The organism is Campylobacter sp. IFREMER_LSEM_CL292, from assembly GCF_025771615.1.
In the GTDB taxonomy this organism is placed as follows: domain Bacteria; phylum Campylobacterota; class Campylobacteria; order Campylobacterales; family Campylobacteraceae; genus Campylobacter_D; species Campylobacter_D lari_D.
Window position 1 is genome coordinate 57683 of record NZ_JAKMQP010000004.1, and the last position, 23526, is coordinate 81208.

General features: G+C 30.7%; 23 protein-coding genes and 3 pseudogenes. 4 read left to right on the forward strand and 22 right to left on the reverse strand.

Annotated elements, in window-relative coordinates:
• Positions 1–26: 26 nt before the first annotated feature.
• Positions 27–613: pseudogene (locus tag L8T82_RS03665) on the reverse strand (hypothetical protein).
• A gap of 128 nt (positions 614–741) precedes the next feature.
• Here L8T82_RS03665 and L8T82_RS03670 point away from each other — a divergent pair.
• Positions 742–1605 (forward strand): annotated as a pseudogene (locus tag L8T82_RS03670) (hypothetical protein).
• Positions 1590–2186: pseudogene (locus L8T82_RS03675) on the forward strand (C39 family peptidase). The pseudogenes L8T82_RS03670 and L8T82_RS03675 overlap by 16 nt, the downstream one beginning before the upstream one ends.
• A gap of 33 nt (positions 2187–2219) precedes the next feature.
• On the opposite strand, the gene fliY reads toward L8T82_RS03675, so the two are convergent.
• Genes fliY through aroQ form a run of 9 tightly spaced genes read right to left on the reverse strand, consistent with a single transcriptional unit; the run spans position 2220 to position 9410 of the window.
• A complete protein-coding gene (fliY, locus tag L8T82_RS03680) occupies positions 2220–3059 on the reverse strand; it encodes a flagellar motor switch protein FliY (protein ID WP_133319624.1) in 840 nt (279 codons plus the stop codon).
• Positions 3049–4140 (reverse strand): flagellar motor switch protein FliM, encoded by a 1092-nt coding sequence (gene fliM / locus L8T82_RS03685; protein ID WP_263725892.1) that lies wholly within the window; start codon positions 4138–4140, stop codon positions 3049–3051. The genes fliY and fliM overlap by 11 nt, the downstream gene beginning before the upstream one ends.
• The gene (locus tag L8T82_RS03690; RefSeq protein ID WP_133319626.1) at positions 4140–4826 is read right to left on the reverse strand and encodes an RNA polymerase sigma factor FliA; all 687 of its coding nucleotides are present in this window, start codon (positions 4824–4826) and stop codon (positions 4140–4142) included. The genes fliM and L8T82_RS03690 overlap by 1 nt, the downstream gene beginning before the upstream one ends.
• Positions 4813–5169 carry a hypothetical protein gene (locus L8T82_RS03695; protein WP_133319627.1) on the reverse strand — a complete coding sequence of 119 codons (357 nt, stop codon included), beginning with the start codon at positions 5167–5169 and terminating at the stop codon, positions 4813–4815. The genes L8T82_RS03690 and L8T82_RS03695 overlap by 14 nt, the downstream gene beginning before the upstream one ends.
• A gap of 14 nt (positions 5170–5183) precedes the next feature.
• Complete coding sequence (gene flhG, locus L8T82_RS03700) at positions 5184–6047, reverse strand: flagella biosynthesis ATPase FlhG (RefSeq protein WP_133319628.1); 864 nt, start codon at positions 6045–6047, stop codon at positions 5184–5186.
• Complete coding sequence (flhF, locus tag L8T82_RS03705; protein ID WP_263661153.1) at positions 6040–7422, reverse strand: flagellar biosynthesis protein FlhF; 1383 nt, start codon at positions 7420–7422, stop codon at positions 6040–6042. The genes flhG and flhF overlap by 8 nt, the downstream gene beginning before the upstream one ends.
• Before the next feature lie 8 nt (positions 7423–7430).
• Positions 7431–7904 carry a 2-amino-4-hydroxy-6-hydroxymethyldihydropteridine diphosphokinase gene (gene folK, locus L8T82_RS03710; protein ID WP_263659453.1) on the reverse strand — a complete coding sequence of 158 codons (474 nt, stop codon included), beginning with the start codon at positions 7902–7904 and terminating at the stop codon, positions 7431–7433.
• Position 7905: 1 nt separating this feature from the next.
• Positions 7906–8931, reverse strand: a complete 1026-nt coding sequence (locus L8T82_RS03715; protein ID WP_263725893.1) for a M24 family metallopeptidase — start codon at positions 8929–8931, stop codon at positions 7906–7908.
• Positions 8931–9410, reverse strand: a complete 480-nt coding sequence (gene aroQ / locus L8T82_RS03720; protein ID WP_263725894.1) for a type II 3-dehydroquinate dehydratase — start codon at positions 9408–9410, stop codon at positions 8931–8933. Before aroQ ends, L8T82_RS03715 begins: the two co-directional genes overlap by 1 nt.
• 88 nt (positions 9411–9498) lie before the next feature.
• Here aroQ and L8T82_RS03725 point away from each other — a divergent pair, with 88 nt between their 5' ends.
• Entirely contained in the window at positions 9499–10722 is a 1224-nt protein-coding gene (locus tag L8T82_RS03725) for a metal-dependent hydrolase (RefSeq protein ID WP_263725896.1), read from the forward strand.
• Positions 10710–11603, forward strand: a complete 894-nt coding sequence (gene sppA, locus L8T82_RS03730) for a signal peptide peptidase SppA (protein WP_263725897.1) — start codon at positions 10710–10712, stop codon at positions 11601–11603. The genes L8T82_RS03725 and sppA overlap by 13 nt, the downstream gene beginning before the upstream one ends.
• On the opposite strand, the gene ribD is transcribed toward sppA, so the two are convergent.
• From ribD to L8T82_RS03790, 12 genes are all read right to left on the reverse strand, one after another.
• Positions 11600–12592 (reverse strand): bifunctional diaminohydroxyphosphoribosylaminopyrimidine deaminase/5-amino-6-(5-phosphoribosylamino)uracil reductase RibD, encoded by a 993-nt coding sequence (gene ribD, locus L8T82_RS03735; protein ID WP_263725898.1) that lies wholly within the window; start codon positions 12590–12592, stop codon positions 11600–11602. The two genes, sppA and ribD, sit on opposite strands and share 4 nt — an antisense overlap.
• A gap of 8 nt (positions 12593–12600) precedes the next feature.
• On the reverse strand, positions 12601–13929 hold the full coding sequence (locus L8T82_RS03740) for an McrC family protein (RefSeq protein WP_263725899.1): 1329 nt from the start codon (positions 13927–13929) through the stop codon (positions 12601–12603).
• The gene (locus L8T82_RS03745) at positions 13929–15824 is read right to left on the reverse strand and encodes an McrB family protein (RefSeq protein WP_263725900.1); all 1896 of its coding nucleotides are present in this window, start codon (positions 15822–15824) and stop codon (positions 13929–13931) included. The genes L8T82_RS03740 and L8T82_RS03745 overlap by 1 nt, the downstream gene beginning before the upstream one ends.
• A gap of 12 nt (positions 15825–15836) precedes the next feature.
• Positions 15837–16124, reverse strand: coding sequence for a hypothetical protein (locus tag L8T82_RS03750; protein WP_263725901.1), 288 nt, complete (start codon positions 16122–16124; stop codon positions 15837–15839).
• A 72-nt stretch (positions 16125–16196) separates the two neighbouring features.
• Positions 16197–16619: a ribosome maturation factor RimP gene (gene rimP / locus L8T82_RS03755; RefSeq protein ID WP_263725902.1), complete on the reverse strand. Its 423-nt coding sequence runs from the start codon at positions 16617–16619 to the stop codon at positions 16197–16199.
• Positions 16609–16971, reverse strand: a complete 363-nt coding sequence (rbfA, locus tag L8T82_RS03760) for a 30S ribosome-binding factor RbfA (RefSeq protein ID WP_039617407.1) — start codon at positions 16969–16971, stop codon at positions 16609–16611. Before rbfA ends, rimP begins: the two co-directional genes overlap by 11 nt.
• Complete coding sequence (infB, locus tag L8T82_RS03765; protein ID WP_263725903.1) at positions 16968–19601, reverse strand: translation initiation factor IF-2; 2634 nt, start codon at positions 19599–19601, stop codon at positions 16968–16970. Before infB ends, rbfA begins: the two co-directional genes overlap by 4 nt.
• Positions 19582–19848 carry a DUF448 domain-containing protein gene (locus tag L8T82_RS03770; RefSeq protein ID WP_133319640.1) on the reverse strand — a complete coding sequence of 89 codons (267 nt, stop codon included), beginning with the start codon at positions 19846–19848 and terminating at the stop codon, positions 19582–19584. The genes infB and L8T82_RS03770 overlap by 20 nt, the downstream gene beginning before the upstream one ends.
• A 24-nt stretch (positions 19849–19872) precedes the next feature.
• A complete protein-coding gene (gene thrB / locus L8T82_RS03775) occupies positions 19873–20751 on the reverse strand; it encodes a homoserine kinase (protein ID WP_263659729.1) in 879 nt (292 codons plus the stop codon).
• Positions 20752–20759: 8 nt separating this feature from the next.
• Positions 20760–21167 carry a tRNA threonylcarbamoyladenosine biosynthesis protein TsaB gene (locus L8T82_RS03780; RefSeq protein ID WP_263659737.1) on the reverse strand — a complete coding sequence of 136 codons (408 nt, stop codon included), beginning with the start codon at positions 21165–21167 and terminating at the stop codon, positions 20760–20762.
• 41 nt (positions 21168–21208) lie between these two features.
• Complete coding sequence (lpxC, locus tag L8T82_RS03785; protein ID WP_263725904.1) at positions 21209–22093, reverse strand: UDP-3-O-acyl-N-acetylglucosamine deacetylase; 885 nt, start codon at positions 22091–22093, stop codon at positions 21209–21211.
• A 2-nt stretch (positions 22094–22095) separates the two neighbouring features.
• Positions 22096–23475, reverse strand: a complete 1380-nt coding sequence (locus tag L8T82_RS03790) for a M23 family metallopeptidase (RefSeq protein WP_263661637.1) — start codon at positions 23473–23475, stop codon at positions 22096–22098.
• Positions 23476–23526 lie beyond the last annotated feature (51 nt).

The following is a 23526-nucleotide window of genomic DNA, read 5'->3' on the forward strand; positions in this document are numbered from 1 at the left end:
GAAAACCCTTTTTTTATGATATTTTATTAAAATAATCTTGGATTCCAACCACCCATGGCATCTTGTATAGAATTTTGATATTTATAAGCAATTTCTCTCATGATTGTATTATTATTTAACATAGGACTAGAATTTTATATTGATATATTTGTCCATTCTTTACATTATAAACACCGACTCCATAAGTAAATAAAACATAAGGCTGTCCTAAATTTGAGTATTTTATTTGTCTTTTTACCTTATATACAGGACGATATTCAGCAGGAGAATTAGCACTCGCTTGCAACCAAGAAATTAATCTATCTCTACTAGGGTTTGAGCATTTTTCATCTCCTGCACCACATAGACCCTTGTTAAGATTGCTAAGTTCGTATTCTGAAAAATCTGCAATTGCATAAACTTCTGAAATTAAATTTGGACGATCTTTAAAAAATTTAAAACCGACTAAATACCCACCCTTAACTTGTTTCATTTCATCTACATTTAGAACTTTTACGCCTTGAGAATTATCACTTAAAGCACCATTACTAACTTTAGCTAAAAAATCCCCAGCAAAAGCAGAACTTACTAACAAAGAACCTAAAATTAAAGAACTTGCTAACTTCTTTAACATAACTTCCTTTTTTAGCTATTTTTACTCTTTTTTAAAGAATATCATAAATTACATATTAAAATCAATTTGTTATTTGAAACATTTATTGTTTTAATGGAAAAAATCTAAAAATATTTAGAAAGGTAACAATGAAAAAGATTTTCTTAACATTTATGGTTTTACTTAGTTGTATTTTTGCTAGTGATGAACTAAGTATAGACAGTTTATTTAAAAAGCAAATAGGCTTAAGAAGTATCACAAGCTTTTCTTTGCTTAGTACAGGAAATGCAAATTCTTATGCACTTTATCCCAACATCATTGTAGGCGGAGATCCTACAATTTGGAATGATACAAAGCAAGTGTTTTTAACTCAAACTTTCATTTATACCCTAACACCCAAGTTCGATATACTTGTGTCAGGGGGCGGAAGTTATGCAAGAGCTGAATATACAAACTTTTTTACAAATGAGTATTCTAGTAAAAACAGAATATGTTTTGATGTTTATGGCTAGGTTTTATTTATACAGGAGATAGCATTGCAGATTTAATTCCACAAATTACCTTTCAAACTGCAGTCATTCAAAGAGAAAAAGCAATCAATCAAACCAAAAACTTTTATCTAAAATCACAAAGCTTACAAGCTAGTTTAAGGGGATATAGCGACCCTGTTGTATATAGCATTTATACCGGTTTTGGTTATAATCAATCAAGAAAATTTAAAACCCTTAAAATAGAGTATGGAAATAGTATTTATGTGGGTGGGGATTTATCTATCATACTAAGTCCTAAGATTACTTTGGATTTAGGAGCAGAGCAAAGATTTCAAACCGAGCAAAAAATCAATGGTTATCAAAATTCTGAAGTGCGTTCTATTCCAACTTTAAGTCTAGGTTCTACTTATAGCATTAATTCAGATACCGCAGTTTCTGTAATGCTAGTTTTTTTGGAGGTGGGGGGGGGGTTCTGCTTCGCCTGATAGTATATTTGGGATAAGCTTATGGAGAAAATTCTAAAAATTTTATTATTCTTATCCATTCTTGCTTTGAGTGCAAAAGTAGAATGGGTAATCAAGTCTTATCAAGAAATTAAAAACGAAAGAGTAATAAAAAAACTTACGAGCAATCTTGCGGGGCTTCATCTTTGGCAACTTTAATCAATATACTTGATGATAAAAAGTTTGATGAGCTTAAACTTTTACAAACCAAGAACGGACAAAAGCTTTATACGGATATGGTAAGCTTTGCAGATTTAAACGATGCAGTTAAAAAGCTAGGTTATGAAAGCAATTCATACCAAATCAATAGGGATAGCTTAGAGACAAGCTTGTAAATATTCCAATGCTTGTAAAAATTGAAGATGACCCACGCTTCCCACATTTTGTGGTAATTATTAATCACAAGGGGAATTATTTACAAGTGCTTGATCCAAGCCATGGAGAATATATAGGCTCTAAAAGTCAATTTTTTAGCATTTGGGATAGATATAATAAAGGTGGTTATGCTTTAATTGTTGCTCCTAAAAAGAGTTAAAACCTTTCAAGCTAAATACTCCAAAATCTTTGCATTTTGATTTTAAGCCTTTTAGCTTATATTGATTTTTATTGTTTTTTGATTAGAGAACTAATTTTTCATCTTAATTGCTCTAATCTTTCTTTTTTAGAGCCAATCTCAGTAATTTGTACTCCAAAATTTCCATCTACGATAACTACTTCCCCATAGGCAATCTTTTTATCACCTATTAAAATTTCTAAAGGATCATTAGCTAATTGATCAAGCTCGATAACTGAACCTATGTCCATAGTTAAAACATCCTTTAAAAGCATTTTTTTACTACCAATACGCACTCTTATAGGCAAACGCACATCCATAATCAAGCCGATATTTCTTAACTCTTCAACGCTTGCTAAGGTTTTATGGTCTTGAGTATGCTCTTCATGAGTTGTAACAATTTCTTCTAAATCAGTTTTAGTTAAAACTTTATAAATTTTCTCATCAAATACTAAGGAAATTTTCTCTTCTAAATCAGCTATTTTTACATTATATAAATATATTTTATGAAAGCCGCCAAGTTCTAGACTATCTGCAACAAATTCACAATTTTCTAAACTAAATTCCATTTTTGGAATTTCTTTTTGTGCACCTAAGGTTGTAGAAAATGCTGAAATGATATTTTGTATAGCTTCTTTAGCCGCGTCCATTTCATCTTCATTTAGCTCACTATTTTTAGAGATTTCTTCTTCTCCCATCATCCACTCACCAATTGCACTCATTAAAACCGCACTTGCTAAGATTTTGATTTTCATCTCATTATTGACACTAAAAGTAGCACTAACTAATGGCGGAGTCATAGAATCTTGAGAATTTACATCATACTCATAATACTCGCTAAATTCAGCACTTTTCCCTGTTAAGCCTTCTATTGTGCTTATGCACTCGTTGACAAATATGCCTAAAAAATCATTGATCATCTTCTTCCTCTTCTAACTCTTCATTTTCATCATAAGAATTTGCCTTTGCTCTTCTTTCATCTTCATATTTTTCAAGCATTTCTTTAATCTCATCTTTATCAGTTTTAATAAGTTCTAAGATTTTAATCGACTTTCTAAATCTATGAAGTCCTACTTGAGCTAAAAATACTTCTTTTTTATCTATGGCTACTATAGCTTTATCATCTGCACTTCTATCAAGTTTTAAAATATCTCCTTGTTTTAAATCTAAAAATTCATTTACATTGATAAAAGTTTTACCAAGCATAGCTTCATAAATCACTTCAGCACGACCGATCAAAGTTTTAAGTTCTTTGTTTCTTGACTTTTTAGCCGAAGTTTCACCCATCATAATATCACGATTTGCTAAACGGCTCAAAATACTTTCCAAATGCACAACTGGATAGCATATATTTACCATACCACTTGAATTTCCTATGATAATCTCCATTACCACCATGATAACAATCTCATTTTGAGAAACAATTTGCACAACATTTGGACTTGATTCTTTTGCTTCAACACTTGGATAAATTTCCGTAACATTCATCCAACTTTCTTTAAGCCTTTGCATAATAATACGCAAAATAGAATCAAGCAAGTTAAGTTCTATTTCTGTAAGCTCTCTTAAGGTGTCAAAACTTTCACCCTGACCACCCAAAAGCCTATCTATCATAGGGAAAGCAATACTTGGATTAATCTCTAAAACACAATTTCCATCTAAAGGCTTAATAGAAAAAACATTAAAGCTTGTCGGTGAAGGTAAAGACATCAAAAATTCACCATAAGTCATTTGATCAACTGAGTGTAGTTTAATCTCAACTATACTTCTCATCATAGATGAAATTTGCGAAGCAAGATTTCTAGCTAATTTATCATGAATTCCTTTAATAGAACGAAGTTGTTCTTTTGAAACCCTATTTGGACGCTTAAAATCATATACTACAATATCTCTTTTATCTTCTATTTCTTCTAATTTTGAAGAAGCAGCACCATCATCGCTATCATCATCAACGACTTCTAAAAGAGCATCAATTTCTTCTTGGGAAAGTATTTCAGCCATTAAACTAGCCTTTCTCTAATCTTCTTAAGCAAACGCTTATGAATTTGTGAAATTCTTGACTCGCTAATCTCTAAAATCTCTGCAATTTCTTTTAAATTTAATTCTTCATAATAATAAAGCTGTATCACAAGCCTTTCTCTTTCTTTAAATTCTTCCAAAACCGCGTTGATTTTTTCTATTAATTCTTCTTTTTCTATTTGTTCTATAATATTACTATCATTAAAACAATTTAGCTGTTCATCCAAAGGCATAACAAGCGATATAGCATGAGCTGCTCTTGCTTCTTTTACCTTTTCTACTTCTAAATTTAATCTTTGTGCTAAATACTCATCATCAGGTTCTTTTTCATTTTCTTGATAAAACTCATCTATAATAGCGTCAATATCTTTGATGATTTTTCTATTGCTTCTACTCATTACATCAAGGCTTCTTAGATAATCAAGCATAGCTCCATTTACTCTTTTTCTTGCAAAACCCCAAAAATTGTCATTTTGTTCTTTATCATAGCGGCGCGAGAGTTTAATCATCTCTTCTACGCCAATACTAATTAAATCATTTACATCAATACTTGCAGGCAAACGCTCTTTAAGTCTAAAAGCCATAGCTCTTAATGCGGGCATATAAGAGATGACTAAGTCGTCTTGTTCTTTTTTTAGCGTAGAAGCATAAGCATTATGCGGCTGCATGTTTTACTTTTCTTTTTGAAGAGCTATCAAGTTTTTTAAGGTCTTCACGCTCTTCTTGAAGTTTTTCAAGCAAGTAATCCATTTTCTTTTCTCTTGCAGCTAATTCTGCTATAAAGCTATTATTTTCATTTTCATATTTTTCTTTATTAAAGCTTCTACCACTAATTTTATTTGCATCTACAAAAATCATAATTACTATATGGATTAACACATAAAATACAAAAGTAATCAAACAAGTATATACAACTATCTCTACTGCATCTTCTATATTAACTATGGTGAACATTAATCCTATAAAAAAACCGCAAACAGTAAAAAAAGCAACAAAATTTTCTGGTCTCATCTTTTTCCTTCAATCTAAAAACGATCCAAAAGCTTTTTGAAAAAACTCATAATGCTTTTATCTCCCACATTATTAAGCACTTTTTGTTCCAACCTATATAAAAGCTTAGAAGCTATAGCTTTGAGCTCATCGCTTGCATTAGTATCATCATCACTAAATAAAGTTCTTTTTTTAATGCTAGAACTAATATCTTTACTTTGACCTAAAAATCCTAAAAATTCTAAATTTAAATTATGCTTAATGTTAATATCTGCTACTTTTTTAATATTATCAAAAATTCTTAAAGCCTCATTTTCATTTCTAACTACATTAAATACCATTAATAAATTCTCTTTAGTCTTTGAAGTAGTTTTTATAGTAGCATAAGCATCGGTAATTGCAGCAGGATCAGGTACAGTTATGACAATAACCTCATCAGACATTTCTAAGAAATTCCCTATATTGCCACCAATACCTGCTCCTGTATCAATGATTAAAAAGTCTAAATCATCTAAAATACTTGTTTGATTTAAAAATCTCTCATAAATATTTTTATCATTGTATTTTAAAATTTCATCGCCACTCTCACCTGGGATAAGCCATAAATTTGGCTTGACTTCTATTAGAATATCTTCTAGTGAGCATTCACCTTTTAAAACATGTAAAAGGTTTTTTTCTACACGCACATTTAAAATCACATCTAAATTTGCAAGCCCTATATCTGCATCAAAAAGCCCTACTTTATATCCATTTTTAGCTAGGATGTTGCCCAAATTTGCACTAAAAGTACTTTTTCCAACTCCACCTTTACCGCTAGTAACTGCGATAAAATGGGTATGTTTTACATTTGAGTTTTCATTTTTTACTAGATCTTTTAATTTTTCTGCTTGATTACTCATTTTCATCCCTTCTAAAACCTTCTAACACACAACGCACCAAAAAGTCGCTATTTGCTACTTCTATATCATCAGGTACTTCTTGACCTATGGAAAAAAAGCTCATCGGAGTGCTAGTTTCATAAAGCAAAGAAAACACATTTCCAAATACTTTTGTTTCATCAAATTTTGTAATGATTAAAGTGTCTATATTTAAAAATGAAAAATTATTATAAGTTTCTAATAAATCTTCATATTTTGTATTTGCTGAAAGCACTAAATTCACATCAATTTGCGCATTAGAATGCGATAAAAATTCTTTTGTTTTTTCAAGTTTTGCCTTATCATACTGTGAATTTCCGGTTGTATCTACTAAAATAACCTCACAAGTATTTAAACTTCTAATCGCATCATCTAAGTCATTTGGCTCTATACTATCAATAATAGGAAGTTTCATCATCTTAGCATATTGAAAAAGCTGCTCTACTGCGCCTATTCTATAAGTATCAAGAGTTATAATACCGGTTTTATAGCGTCTATCTCCATAAGCATAGCGAAAAGCAAGCTTTGCTAAAGTTGTAGTTTTACCTACTCCTGTTGGACCTACCAACATCATGATTTTTTGCTTTTTAATTTCACTTTCTAAACGGCATGGAAGCATATTACGCAAAAGTGAGTAAAAATACCTTTGCACTGCTTCTTGATTTGCTTTCATAGTGCTTGGCATATTTTCAATAGTTGCTTTCATAATCGCTTCTAAATGCGCTTCTTGCATACCACTTGCTTTAGCTTGCTTATAAATACTTGCAAACTCAGGTGGTATAGCTAATTCTTTGCGTAAATCTGCCTTATCATCCCACATCATATCCACAAGTAAATTCATTTTATCATTAAGCTTGTTCATTTGTTTTTCAAAAGCTTCTATTTTTTTATCATAATTTGGATTTGGCATAGAAAAATCTTGATAGTTTGAAACCTTGCTAATTTCTGAACTAACTTGAGAAAGTTTGTTTTTTAAATTTAAAAAATTATCATCTTTTTTGCTTGTATTTAAATAAGGATTAATAGGTTTTTGCTTAGCTTTTGAAGAAAAATCAAGCACTACATCTTCTTCTTTTTTTTCATCTTCAAGTTTTGGAGTTTGAATTTTAGCCTCAGGAAAACTTGCTGTGTTTGGTTTTTTCTTTGGTGGCATAGGCAAATTATTTTGTTTTAAATGCTCTTCATAATCAGCTTCTTCAATCGCCACTATAACCTCATACAAAGGCTTTTGATTGATAGTTTTTGGACGAATTTGCTTATTAGTTACTATCAAAGCCTTATCGCCATAATCTTGCTTGACCTTAGGTATAATCTCATCTGTGCTTTCAACCGTAAAAGTATGAATCAATTGTCCCATATTTTTCCTTATCTTAACAAGCCCAAAGGCAAAGTTACGCTAATTCTATCATTTACCCCCACATGAGGCACTATGCAATACTCATCTTTACGCGCTTTTTTTGAAAAATACAACAAATCCAAATCAAGCGTTCTAGGAGCATTTTTAAAAGTTCTTTTTCTTTTGAATTTAAACTCATAAAAAAACAAAACTTTTAAAAGTGCTCTTGCATGCAAACTTGTGCTTACAACCATCACTGCATTAGTAAAGTCTTTTTGCTCTTCAAAGCCAAAAGCTTTATTAATCAAAAATGGCGATGTTTGCAATACTTGCAAGCGTTTATCTTGCATTAAAAGCCTAAATAAACTCCGAAAGCGTTTTTTTTCATCTTCTATATTGCTTCCAAGTCCTATAATGGCTATGTATTTTCCTTTTTTATCAGCCTTTGAATAAAAAGGAAAAAAACGAATTTTTTCTAACCTTCTAGCCCCTTTAATCAGCAAGTTATAACACCACTGCCTTTTCTTTATCAAGATAAACCATATCTTCTATCCTAATGCCAAGTTTATCTTTGATATAAATTCCAGGTTCAATGGTAAATACCATACCCTCTTTTAACTCATAATCACTTCTTGGACTAATGTTTGGTAACTCATGTATATCAAGCCCCACTCCATGTCCTAAACTATGAATAAATTCTTTTTCAAAACCTGCATTTTTAATCACTTCTCTTGCGATAAAATCAAGCTCACTTGATCTCATACCAACGCGTGCTTTTTCTATAGCTTGAAGTTGGGCTTGCTTAACCACTTCATAAATTTGCATAATTTCTTTGTCTTTAAAATTTGGCTTATTTTTATCAAACACTATGCCACTCTCATCAAAACAAGCCGTTCTTGTGCGATCAGAACAATACCTTTGATAAACCACACCTGCATCAACTAATAACAAATCTCCATATTCTAAACATTTATCACTAGGTAAAGCATGTGCTTTAGCCGCATTTTCATTAATAGCTACAATAGGTGAAAAAGAAAGCCCTAAAGCACCTTTTTTTTGAAAAATTTCACATGCTTTAAAATGTAATTCTTTTTCGCTTTTTCCATGGCCTTCTTGACTGATAAATTTAGCAAATTCTTCAAAGCATTCTTTACCAAAATTTACAGCCTTTTGCAAAAGTTGTAATTCCTTGGCATTTTTTATAATGCGTTTATTTTTACTTAAGTCTAATTTTTCTTCAAAAACGATATTAACACTTTTACTAAGTTCTTTAAATTCAAAATAACTAAAGTCTTTTGGGTCAAAACATATTCTATCAATCCCTGCTTTTTCTAAAAGCTCTCTAGCACTAGCAAAAAGATCTTGTGCTAAAACTACCTTAGCATTTTTTATCATTTCACTAGCTTCAAAGCTATATCTTGCATCAGTAATGAAAAAAGCTTTATCTTCAAGTTTTAAAAACAAAGCATTATCGCAAGAATAGCCACACTCATAAAAAAGTGCATTTTCGTTTTTTAAGATAAAATTCATTAATTTGCTTGTTGTGCTTTTGCTTGAGCTGCTTTATATGCATTGATTTGATCAAAAATTTGGAAAAGTCCCATTAGAGCCATATGATAACCAAAAGGACCAAAACCTACCACGCTACCTGCACAAACTGGTGCTATCATGCTTTTTTGTCTGAATTCTTCTCTTCTGTAAGTATTGCTAATATGCACTTCAATCACAGGCATATTAATCGCCGCAATCGCATCACGGATTGCTATAGAAGTGTGTGTATAAGCAGCTGCATTAATAATCACTCCATCTACACTGCCTAAGCATTCTTGAATTTTATCAACTAGCTCACCTTCAAAATTACTTTGAAAAAACTCAATCTCCACATTAGCTTGTTTTGCGGCTTGTTTCATTTGCTCGTGGATATCTTCCATTTTCATATTACCATAAATGTGAGTTTCTCTTACACCAAGCATATTAATGTTTGGTCCTTGTATCACCATAACTTTCATAATCTAACCTTTATTTAGTAAAATTTACTATATTATAACACTTTAAAGCTAAATTTTAGCTACAATTTACCTTTTTAAAGGATGGAAAATGTTTATAATAGCACCCAAAATCATCTTAACTTGCGATGATGATTTTAATATTTTAGAAAACAAAGCAGTTCTTTTTGATGATAATATTTTAGAAATTGATAGCTTAGAAAATTTACAAAAATCCTACCCACAAGCTAAGCTTATACCAACTCCAAAAGATACCTTACTTTTACCTGCTTTTATCAACCCGCACACGCATTTAGAATTTAGTGCAAATAATGGAAATTTAGCCTTTGGAGACTTTTTAAAATGGCTTGATAGCGTTTTTAATAACCGCGAGCAATTAAACGAAAAAGCCAAAGAAAAATTAATCTCACAAAATATTCATAAAATGCTAAAAAGTGGCACTGCTACTATAGGAGAAATTTCAAGCTTTGGGGGCGATTTAAACCCTTGTGTAAATTCACAAGCTAGAGTGATATTTTTTAATGAAATTTTAGGTTCAAGTGAAAATTTTATCCAAGCAAAAAAAGAGGAATTTTTAACTCGCTATGAAAAAAGCATGCGTTTTAAAACTTCTAAATTTATCCCTGCTATTTCAGTGCATGCACCCTACTCAACCCACCCAGAGCTTGCTAAATTTGCTATAAAACTTGCTAGAGAAAATGATCATTTACTAAGCACACATTTTCTTGAAAGTAATCATGAAAACAACTGGCTAAGGTTTAAAAAAGGTGGTTTTAAAAAGAGCTTGGCTAAATTTAGCAAAAATCCTATGCCATTTTACACCCCACAAAGCTTTTTAGAGCTTTTTAAAGACCAAAGGACTTTATTTACACATTGTGTATATTTTAAAGAATGGGATTTGCTAGATAAAAATTTACACTCGATCACACATTGTGCTTTTTCAAACAGACTTTTGAGTAAAAATACTTTTAAATTAAAATCTGCTTTAAAAAATGGTATTAATATCCACCTAGGAACTGATGGTTTAAGTTCAAATACTTCTTTAAGTATGCTTGATGAAATGAGAGTAAATTTACTTATACATGATGATTTTGAGTTAGAAAATTTTGCTAAAATGTTACTTTTAATGGCAACAAATAAAGCCGCAAAAGCCTTAAATTTAAACCTAGGTCAAATTCAAAAAGGCAAAATAGCTGATTTTAGTCTTTTTGCTTTACCAAATAGTGCAAATTTAAAACAACTTCCTTTGCAATTTATCTTACAAAGCAAAGAAGTGTTAAAACTTTTTATAGAAGGAAAAGAATGCAGATTATAAAATCATTTTTTAAAGGAATTGGAAAAACCATTTCTTATATCAACACTTATTTTAAAACCTTTGTGTTTTTATTTATCGTGTTTTTAATCCTTACTCCAAGCAGGGATAATGCTAAACTTTCTAATGCAAACCTAACTCAAATTAATCTTAAAGGTGAAATTAGCGATGCAAGCAATCTTTTAGAACAAATTTACAAAGTCAAAGATGATAAAGCTATAAAAGGGGTTTTGCTTTTTATAGATAGCCCTGGTGGAGCTTTTGCACCAAGCATGGAAATAGCTTTAGCTATACAAGATCTTAAAGCTAAAAAACCTGTGGTAGTCTATGCAGGTGGAACTATAGCAAGCGGAAGCTACCTAAGCGCGGTGGGAGCTGATATGATCATCGCTAATCCTGCTAGCTTTGTAGGATCTATTGGGGTAATTATGCAAGGTTTTGAAGTAAGTGAGCTTGCACAAAAACTTGGTATAAATGAGCAAACCATCAAAGCAGGAAGCTATAAAGAAACAGGAACTTTCATGCGTAAATGGAGCACAGAAGAAAAAGACTTTTTGCAAAATTTAGCCAATCAAAGCTATGAGCTTTTCACGCAATTTGTCGCTAAAAATCGCAAGCTAGACTTAAATCAAACAAGCTCATGGGCTGATGCGAAAGTGTTTTTAGCAAATGAGGCTTTAAAATTAAAACTCATTGATAAAATAGGCAATTACGAGCAAGCCAAAAAAGAGTTAGAAAAACTAGCCAAAGTGCAAAACCCTATCTGGCAAAAAGAAGATACTATAGATAAGTTTTTAAAACGATTAGAAGAGCAAAGCGCTAGCTTTTTTGCTAACACTTTAGTGCAATTTTTCACACAAATAAGCTCACAAAAAATCTACTAAGATTTAATAATCTCATAAAATCCATAAGTATCATTTTCTAAAAAGCCTTTATATAAAGGCTTTAGCTTTAAATCTAACTTAACATTTTCAAAGGTATTTAAATTCGAGCTTGAAAAAATCAAAAGCATATCTAACTCATCTTTAAAAGCTTTTAAAAAATTCTCCCCGCCCTCATACATGATGAGCTTTGCTTCACTAGGAATGTTTGTAAAAATTTCTCTTTCAGCTACGCTAAATAAAGGAATGTTTGGATCAAAACTTTCTAAATTTTGACGGCTTAGTATGCATAAATTTGGCGCTTTAGCTTGAGCTAGCCTTGCATCTAAAATAGGCCTATCATGTCTTATAGTTTCTCCACCTACTACAAGCAAATCAAGCTTTGAGCGTAATGTGTGAGCATAGGTTCTACTTGCTTTAGAACTTACGATTTTACCATAAGCAGAGCCATTTAAAGAAAGAGCTAGTTTAAAAATTTTAAAACTTGATTTTTGCCATTTTAAAAAAGGCTTTAAAAGCTCTTTGGCTCTTTGCTTGCAAATTCCCATGTGAACTTTTATGCCTTGATTTTTTAAAAACTCTGCTCCACCGCTTGCGAGCTTATGCTCATCTTTAGTAGCAATAAAAACTTCACTAAAACCAAGCGTGCTAAAAAGCTTTGCGCAAGGTGGAGTTTTGCCATGATGATTGCAAGGTTCTAAACTCACATAAGCACTAGCGCCTTTTAGCAAGCTTTGATGATTTTGACAAATAAACTCATGCAAATCATTTGCATTTTGTGGTAAATCTAAATTTGGATTAAGTGCTTTTAAGGCTTTACTCACTGCTTCAAGCTCTGCATGAGCCTTACCTGCTTCTTTGTGTGCTTCTATGCTTAAAATTTTACCATTTTTATCTAAGATCACACAACCTACGGCTGGATTTGGGTAGGTTAAAAGCTGATATTTCCAAGCTTCACCTATGGCTAAATTCATATAAAATTCGTGATTCATATTACTTCCTAAAAAGGTAAAGGTGCAAAAAATACCTTAAGCTTTACATGTTCATCGCAAGCTTTTAAAAAACCTTGTGCTAAAAACTTAATATCTTTAGTTTTTAATTTCTCTCTTAAGTTAAAAGTTCTCTCACATAGAGGATAAATAAGATAAATTTCCTTTATCTCGTATTTATTTGCATAAGCAAACATTTGATATAAATCGCTTTGCGATATACCATGTTTTTTCTCATCTTCGTTATCATCTGGAATTTTCCATTTGGTATCTAGGATCATTTTATTTTCTATATATAAATCAGGCTTTAACATAAAACACTTTTCATCATTTTTTGAAATTAAATACTTTCCACTACTTTGGGTTTTTATATTTTCACTAGGATTAGCAAGTTTAAACATATAAGCCACATAGTTTTCAAAAAGTTTTTCCATAGGAAAAAGTAAAGCAAAGGCTTCGTTTTTACCTTTATATGGAGCAAAGCTTTGATTTTGCAAAAATATCTTACACCAAGAAAGTATATTTTCATAATAATCAAAATGTCTTGAAATTTCAAAACTAAAATCTTTTTCGTAATTTGTAGAAAATTCTACCTCATCAAGCATTTGTATGGCTTTTATAATTCTAAATTTATTTATAAAAGTTTTTGATTTTAAAAAATTTAGCGTTGATTTTATCAAGCGATTTGGAGCTATGTCTAAAACAAACTCATCGCTACTTGTGAAAAATCTTTCTTTGTGTATTAAATTTGATTCTATATGCTCATTGAATAGTAATTTTCCTTTTAAGAAAGCTCTGTTTTCTTCGCTACTTACATAAGATCTCATCAAACCTTTTTTATGCACACTATCAAATTCATCTAAAAACATCGTGATAAACACTTCAAACAAAGGCATTTTAGCAATTTGCAAAGATGAAATTTCAGACTTTTTAAAGGGAGAATTCTTTAAGGTTTTTAGCATGTTGATTAAAAGATTTCTAGGATCATTTTTAAGATCTTCTTCACTAGAATCATCATTTTTAGAGATATTTTCTAATTCGTAGTATTTTTTTAATTTTTCTTTATCATAATTTGAGGATTTATCTTCTTTTTTATAGCTATCCAAATTTGTGCATTTTGGAAAGATCTCCAAAACACCGCTTTTAGTCTGTATAATGCCGACATAATTTTTAGCTTTTAAGGTATTTTTGTTTTTAAAGCCTAGAAGACTTTCATTATTTTTTGCAAAGTCTTCTAGCTCTTTATAAAATATTTCAGTCTTTTCTTTGAAAATTTCTTTTAAATCTTCTTTAGAAAAAGCTTGATATTCGATGATAGAAAAAGTGTTAATTGTTTTCATTATTCATATATTTTTTTAAAAGTAGCTTCATCCCATTTTTGACTATCACTAAACTTATAAATAACCTTATCACTTTCTATAAATTCTGTCATATTTTTTAAATAGTCTTTATTTTCAACAATAACATTTTCCAACATACCATTTTTATTTAAAACTGCGTCAATCAAAGCATAATCATTATAAAAATACTCTTGCAGTAGCGGGATGATTTTATTTTGAAAAACATTTTTTAATTTCTCTAAATTCTCAATGCCTATAAAAAATGCATGTCCTATAGTCTTTTCTCTATCTAGCAAGTATTCTATGCGAGTATTAATAGCTTTTAATAATTCTTGCAAATTAACACCTTCGCAATTATCTGACAAAACATTAGGTTTAGGTATCATCTCGATAAATTCAAAGCGTCTTCGCAAAGCTGTATCAAGTGAAGTTATACTTCTATCAGCTGTATTCATAGTGCCTATGATATAAACATTCTTAGGCACTCCAAATTTTTCACCGCTATAAGGCAAAGTAACTTTTAATCCCTCGCTTTCATCTATTCTTTTGCTAGGTTCTATTAAAGTGATAAGCTCACCAAAAATCTTACTTACATTACCACGATTAATCTCATCTATGATTATTATATAAGGTTTTAAGTTATCTTTTTTTATTTTAAATTTTTCATTTTGCAAACTTTCAAATTCTTTTAATTTTTTATAAAACATAAAATAATAAGTCGCATTACCATGGTAATCACTTTGGCTGTCATATTTTGGCTTAATATCTTTAAAAGATAAAATTCTTCCATTTATAAAATCTAAATAATCTCTTTTTATAACATCAATAGTCAATCTTTGAGGACTTTTAATTGAACCACCCAACAAAAAAGAACGATATTCATCTTTGGAATTTAAAAGGATTTTTTTAACATTAACTTTATTTTCTAAAGGAAATTCATTTCCTTTGTCTAGAAAATTTTGATTAATATAATTAGCAAATTCAAAAATTAATTTATCTAAGTCAGTTTCATTCTCATTTTGTATTGATGAAATATAGTTTTTCAAAGATTTATCACACAATTCTTTAAAAACACCATTTTTTATCTCATATTTTAATTCTTGAGAATTTTCATCGTTATTTATTATAGGTTTTATACCTTCTACAAATTCTTCATATCCGTAGCTTTGATGAAAGGTGGTAAAAACTATTTGCCCGTTTTTTACATACTCATCAAATTTTTCTTTTTTCTCATCTCTATCTTTATTTGCTAAATTTTCACCCAATATCTCCAAAGCTTTATCTATCGTATGATAAGTTTTTCCTGTCCCTGGAGGTCCATAAAGAATTTGATTTAAAGGTGGATTTTGATTTTCTTTTTTATTTGATATTTCATTTTCATTATTTCTTATTTCTTTATTATTACTTATAGATAAAGCATTTCTATCTTGAATTTCATTTAATGGTAGCCTTTTAAACCAGTGCATATTTTCTATAAGTTTATCAACAATCACATCAATATCATTATTTAAATTTGAATAGTGAAAAACCACATTATTAAATTTTGTATTATATTCATCAACTTTATCTTTTGCAATATAATTAATTATTATATCCTCGCTCTCTCCGATATAAACTACAATTTCTCCATTTTCTCGCTTTATGCCACAATACACATAAACACCATAAGATGCTTTATATTCTTGTGTATCCATTCTTACAAATATAATCCAAGGAATTTTAGATACGATTCCTCTTCCATAACTCAATTTGACAAAATAGCTATATTTTTTTAAAAAATTAAAATTATCCTCTTCATCTTTTCGAGAGAATTTATTACCACCATATGCATTGTTAAAAAAATTAATCAAATAATCTTTAAATTTTTCTCTTTCCTCATTAGAAAATTCAATCATGATAAAACCTTCCTAATCCACAACCGCAAAAAATTTACAATTTTTATAATATCTATAAAAATATTCACTATCTTTATGCATAGTTTTTAAATAATTAAAAACAGGCGAAGTCCATTTATAACCTTGACTTTTTGTATGAAATTCATCTATTAATTTATCATCTTGATAAACATATACACTCATGCCGCCATTTTTTACAACTGCTTCTTTAAATTCATCTTCATCTTTTGGAAAATGATAATACACATTGCCATTTTTATCTTTTTTGCTTATATTATAATCATATTTATTTTCAAGCATTATACGCCTTTTTGTTTTTGTATTTAAATTTAATTATATAAAAAATAAGTAAAAATTTAGAATTCTAAATTTTTACCATTGTATGAAGGTTTTAGCTTTTCTTATGTCGCTAAAATTTATAGTAGTTTTTTCTTGAGTTTCTAAATTTTCTAAAATGATATTTTCATCATCTATGGCGATGATTTTTGCTTCGATTTTTTCTTTTTCACTAGTTGTGATTTTTACAAGTTCGTTAATGCTTTTTGCAAAATGCTCGATTTTACTAAGTTTTCTTTCAAGCCCACAGCTTGATACTTCTAAAAAATACTCCCCACCCACAGGTGGCTCTACATCAAAAATAGGTGATAAAATCTCACTAAGCTTAGCACAATCATCAAGATTTACTCCACCTTCTTTTTGCACATAAATTCTATAAATCTTTCTACCATTTTCACTTACTAGCTCATCATCATAAAAGCTAAGCCCTGCTTCTTTACAAAGTGCTTCAAGATTCATTTTGTTCCTTTTTGATTTTTTCAAATAAAGCATCCATATGGTTTTGATACTCTAATCTATCATCAAATTTAAAGTGAAAATTCGGACATCTATACCACCCTTGCTCACTCATGCAATAATTTTGCAAAGCACGGGCGGCTTTTTTGAGTTGATTGAGTATGATTTCTTGCTCTTGGGTATTAAAAAACATTTTATCTAGATACACAAAAGCATCATATCTGCCTTTTTTACACTCCACATCTACTACGCACAAATTTTTTAAAGCTTCGTTGTCTAAATTTGCTAAAGCTTCTGGTATAAGTTCTTTTAAAATGCTTTCTGTGCGTAGCTTTTTGATTTCGGCTGGGTTCATAGGCTTACTTGTTCCTCAACTTCTTTATAACTTTCTATATAATCCCCCACTCTCATATCATTACAACCTTCTATGCCTACACCGCATTCATAGCCTTTTGCAACTTCTCTTACATCATCTTTAAAGCGTTTGAGCGAGCTTACATTACCTTCAAATACCACAACCCCATCTCTAATAAGCCTGATTTTCGCACCACGATTGATCGTGCCTTCTGTCACCATACAACCTGCGATTTGGCCTAATTTTGGTACATTGATCACTTGGCGAATTTCAGCTTGACCAAGTTGTTCTTCAGAGATGATAGGACTCATCATACCACCTAGTAAGGCTTTTACATCATCAAGCAAGTTATAAATAACATTATAAGTTTTTATCTCTACGCCTTTATCTTTAGCGCGTTCTTTGATCTCACCAGTTGGGCGTATATTAAAACCTAAAACAATAGAATTTTCACTCGCACTTGCAAGCTCTATATCACTTTGAGTAATCCCACCTACCCCACTATGGATGATATTAACCTTGATCTCATCGTTTTTAAGTTTTTCTAAACTAGCCTTAATCGCTTCAAGCGAACCTTGCACATCTGCTTTTAAAATCACAGGAAGGGCTTTTAAATTGCCTTCTTTGATTTTTGCACCAAGCTCATCTATGCTTACTTTAGTGGATTTGCTTAGTTCTTTTTGGCGGTTGTATTCATGGCGTTTATTAGCATATTCTCTTGCTTGCTTATCACTATCTACAGCTATTAGAGTTTCTCCTGCATCGGCTACTTCACTAAGACCTATGATCACCCCGCACTCACCTGGACCTATTTCTTTTAAAGCTTTGCCTTGATCATCACTCATAGCACGCACTTTACCATAAGCTTCCCCTGCTACGACTGTATTTCCTACTCTTAAAGTACCATTTTGCACGATGATAGTAGCCACAGGACCTCTACCTTTTTGCACTGAAGATTCTATAATACTTGCTTTAGCATGGGCTTTTGGATTTGCTTTAAGCTCTAAAATATCAGCTTGTAATAATACAATTTCAAGTAAATCCTCTATACCATCACCTTTTTTAGCTGAAACTGGCACAAATTCATGGCTTCCGCCCCATTCTACTGGCATGATGTCCATTTCTGCTAGTTGGGTTTTTACCATGTCAGGATTTGCGTTTTCTTTATCCATTTTATTAATAGCAATGATGATAGGCACATTAGCTGCTTTTGCATGATTGATCGCCTCTTTAGTTTGTGGTTTTACCCCATCATCTGCAGCTACTACGATAATAACAATATCCGTTATACTAGCTCCCCTTGCACGCATAGCAGTAAATGCCTCATGGCCTGGAGTATCGATAAAAGTGATTTTTCTACCATTTTTTTCCACCATATAAGCGCCCACATGCTGAGTAATCCCACCTGCTTCGCCACTTGCAATGCGTGATTTTCTTATATAATCAAGCAAAGAAGTCTTACCATGATCAACATGCCCCATAATAGTAATAACCGGAGCTCTTTGGCTTAAATTTTCTTCTGTTTGATTTTCATCATAATCTTTTACATAATCAAACTCATCAGCCTCATCAATGATATTAATCTCCACTCCAAATTCAGCAGCAAGAATTTCTATAGCATCCTCATCTAAAAAGTCATTTTTAGTTGTCATCATACCAAGCATGAAAAGTTTAGAGATAACTTCTCCGGTGTTTTTACCAAGTTTTTCAGCAAATTCATACACACGAATTTCTTTAGGTATGCTTACACTTGTTATAGCTTCACTTTCTTTTTTCTCTACCTTTTTAGGTGGTTTTTTACGACTTCTTCTTTGTATACCACCCTCGCCAAATGGGTTGATAGAGTTATTTAAAGATTGCTTTAAAATATTTGGTTGTTTTTTGTTTGCTGGTTGTGCTGGTTTGTTTTCTTTTACACTAAAATCAGGTAAAACTACCATATCGTCATCTTCTAAAGAAATATCAGCAAAGTCTTTATCTCCTAAAAGATCCATTTTAGTAGTGTTTTCTTTTTTACTTGTCGCAGGATGATTTTTCTTTTCTTTTTTCTTTCTTTTTAAATTCTCATCTGAATTTGAAAAAATCATACTAAGGCTCAAGCCTTGAGTATTTTGTATATTAGATTTTTCTTCATTGTTTGTTTGGTTTTCTTTGCTTTCTTCTTTTTTCTTTTTAACGATAACTAAACCTCTTCTTTTAGCTAAATTTAAATTAGAGCCTAGTTTTTCATCGAATTTAATTTCTTCTTTTTTTTCTTCTAATGCTTCATTTTTAATAGGATTTTCAGGTTGCTTTTCTTCTTTTTTACTTTCTTCTTTCTTTTCATTTGTTGTTTTAACAGGAGTTTTTGTTTCTTTTTTAGTAGTTTTTTTCTCTTCTTTTTTGCTTTCTTCTTTTTTAGTAGTAGTTTTTTTAGCCGCGCTTTCTTTTTTAGGCTTTGCCACTTTTTTTACCACATCTAGTATTTCACCTGATTGCACATATTGATAAATCGCTTCTGCGATTTCAGAAGATACTTTTTTGTTAGGGGATTTTATATCCTCCAAGCCTATTTCATTGGCTTTTTCTATAATTTCTTTACTAGTATATCCTAACTCTTGAGCGATTTCGCTAATCTTTACATCTGTCATTAAAAAATATCTCCTTTAAATCCTGCTGATTTATACTGCCATAAAAATTGCCTTTGCAAGCTCTCATAAAAGCCTTTTGCAATGTTTTTTCATCTTTTTCAAAACATGGATTACAAATATATAAACTCCTACCAAATTCCACTTTAGTGATAATTTGAGAATTTTTTATTTGAAATTGATGCAAACTTTGCTTTTCATAACGACCTTTGCAAACAATGCACATTCTAATGGGTATATGGTTTTTCAAAATTATATCTTTTTTTTGGAATTTTTAGCAAATTTTAAAGCCCTCATCATCAAATTCTAAAAGCTCAACTCTAAATTTAGCAAATTTATTTTTGATTTTTTCTTTGATTTGTTTAGCATCATCTTTATAGGCTAGAGTGAAAAAACTCGAACCTGAGCCTGAAAGCGTGCTCATGAGAGCATTATTATCTAAAGCTAATTTTTGTACTTCAAAAAGCTCAGGTAAAAGTTTCATTCTTTGATTTTGATGAAGTTTGTCTAAACTTGCATATTTCAACATGTCATATTTTTTTTCTAAAAAACAAGCTGTTAAAAATGAAGCATGACAAAGATTAAAAACAGCATCTTCTAGATTAATTTTTTTAGCTAAAACTGTTCTTGATTTTTGAGTATTCATCGCTACATTTGGTATAGTTATAACAGCTTGTAAGTCTTTATCTACTTCTTTTTTTATAGCTAAGACTTTTTGATTGTGATTTAATGCACACACAAAACCTCCAAGAGCTGCTGGAGCTATGTTATCTGGATGATTTTCATATTTTAAAGCTTCATTTAAAATGATATTTTTATCTGCTTTAAATCCGCTTAATTCATAAGCACAAGCAATAGCTCCAATTATTACAGCAGAAGAACTTCCCATACCTCTTGCTAAAGGGATATTATTTTGAAAAACAAAACGAAAATTATCTTTTTTACCGCTAAGTCTTTGATAAATTTCATAAAAAATATTAACAAAAGTATTATTTTTTTTAAGATAGATATTATTTTCACCTTCTCCATGTATGTTAATACTAAAAAATTTAGATTTTTCAACTATGGTTTGATTAAAATGTTTTAAACTCAAGCCCAAACAATCAAAACCAGGACCTAAATTTGCACTTGTCGCAGGAACTAAAATTTTCATTTTTTACCTTAATTAATTGCATCTAAAACATAAAAAGGTGTACTTTCTTTGCTTAAATTTAAACCTTTTAAACTTTGAGGCATAAAAAAACTTCCTGCTTGTGTCTTCTCTAAAATAATTTCACCATTGTCTTTTTTTACAAAACATAAATGTTTGTTTGCAGGTATAGGAGTGTTGTTATTTAACTCAAAAGCACTAATTGCTTTTAAAGGAATGTTTTTGACTATGGCTAATGTCTCAAAAGAAACATAAGAAATCTTTATACCCATGTAAGAACCTGGTCCATGTACATAAATAAGCTTTTCAAACTCATATTGCGAAAGTAATTCTTGCAATATTTTTGGTAAAACCTCGCTAACTTTTAAATCACTTTCAATAGTATTTAACAATAAATCATTTTCATAAATACCAAGCATTAAAGGTTTTGCTATGGCATTTAAAAGCAAAGTAACCTTTTTTATGCAAAAACCTTTTCATAAACCTTATGTGTGCTTTTTTCTAAGCTTACCACTTCATAGGTACTAGGATCTTTTAAAAGTTCTTTAGTTAAAAGATGATTAAGCTTGTGTGAACCTGCATAAGAAGTATAATCTCCAAAAACTCTACATCCAAGCAAGGTTAAATCCCCAATAGCGTCTAAAATTTTATGACGCACAAATTCATCCTTAAAGCGCAAACCTTCAGGGTTTAAAATACGATTATCATCAACCACAACAGCATTTTCTAGGCTTCCACCAAGACCTAAATTCATAGCTCTTAAAGCTTGAACATCTTTTAAAAATCCAAAGGTTCTTGCTCTTGCTATTTGCTCTATGTAGTTTTGTTTGCTAAATTCAAAACAATAATTTTGTTTGCCTATAATAGGATTATCAAATTCGATTGTATAGTTTATAATAGGCATATCCGTAGGACTTAAACGCACAAATTTATTGCCTTCTTTTACTTCTACACTTTTTTTAATCACTAAAATTTTTTTTGCCGCTTCAAGCTCTTTTATACCTGCTTCTTCAAGCATCATACAAAAACCTATACTGCTACCATCCATTACAGGAGCTTCGTTTGCGTCTAAAACTATACGCACATTATCAATACCATAAGCATTAATTGCGCTCATTAAATGTTCTATAGTAGAAACATAACCCCTATGATCGCCTATTACAGTAGCCATTTGTGTATCGATGACATTTTCAGGCTTTGCTTCATAAGAAATTCCCAAATCACTTCTATAAAACACTATACCACTACCAGCTTCCAATGGCTCTAATTTTATACTAATAGGCTCACCCTTGTGCAAACCTATACCAACACCTTTAACTTCTTTTGCTATTGTTGTTTGATTCATTTTTATTCACTCAAAATTCTTTTTTTGCTTGATTCTAATACATTATAGATATTTTCTTTTATCCATTTTGCATCTTGCCATTGCTCAGGACGCACTTCAACACCTTGCACCAAAACACCAAAATGCACATGATCTCCAAGCGCTAAGCCTGTAGTGCCTGTAGTGCCTATAACATCACCTGCTCTAACTCTATCGCCCACATTTACATCCACATTAGTGCAATGTCCATAAAGAGTATAAATCCCAAAACCATGATAAATAATAATATTTAGTCCATAAATTCCATTTTCTTGTACAAATACCACTTCACCATCATTATTGCTAATGATAGGCGCTTCTTTTACACTTGCTAAATCAAGCCCCATGTGATAAGAGCTACTAAATGCTTGATTATTATAAGAATAAAACCTATGATCAGCATAATCAGCTACTTTTTGGCCATTTTTTAAAGGCTTGAAAAGATTGACTTTAAAATTATTAATCATAGTATCAGGAACTTTACTCGTAATATCATGAATGATAACTTCATTAGAAGCTCTTAAGTCCTCATTAACAAATTTAAATTTTTCAAGCCTGCTTAATTCTCTATCTTTTGGAGCATATTTTTGTGCTAAAAATTCAATCTTTCCATCTAAAAATCTGTCACTTACTTTTATATTAGATACTCGGTATTTTTTATTGGTAAAATAATATCTAATTCTTTGTTTGTTTACATTACCTGCTTTATCCACTGCCACCACATAAGCTCTAAAATGCTCATCAGTTGCCTCCCAAGGAATCAAAGCAGCATAATATCCTTCTTTCACATAAGGAGTTGCTTTAAAAATTTTATCTTTATCAGTTGTGATATAAACTTCTTGTAAATTCTCATCACTTGCTTTAAATACCACACTACCTACTCCACCTTGTTCGATTTGATAAGAATTGTCTAAAATTTCTACAAATGGTTTTTTGGTATCAATGATAACTTTCACTTCTTTAAGCGCTTGATTTCCTAAAAAGAAATTCCAAAAACTACTATCACTTGCTTCTATTACAAGCTTATAAGAATCAACATTTTCTTTATAAGCTGGTTTTGGTAGTTTTAAATCAAAATGGACACTTTTTTTATTACCTTTAACATGTTCATTAACAAGCATTTCACCATTTAATTCATTTGCTTTAAATAGCGTGACTTTAACATCTTTTAAAACGCTTTCATCGCTTATTTCTATAGATATAGGATCTGTTAAATTGCTATAAATAATATCTGATTTTGTTTGGATTAATGGAGGATTTTTTTCAAACAGCTTTGTATTTAACACAAAAACCCCAAAGACTAAAAGTATTAAAAAAACTAGAAAAATCCATTTTTTATTTGATCTTTTGCGCGTAAAAACCATATTCTCCACTTTCATTGTATAATTTTTGTAAAAATATATTATGCTTTAGCA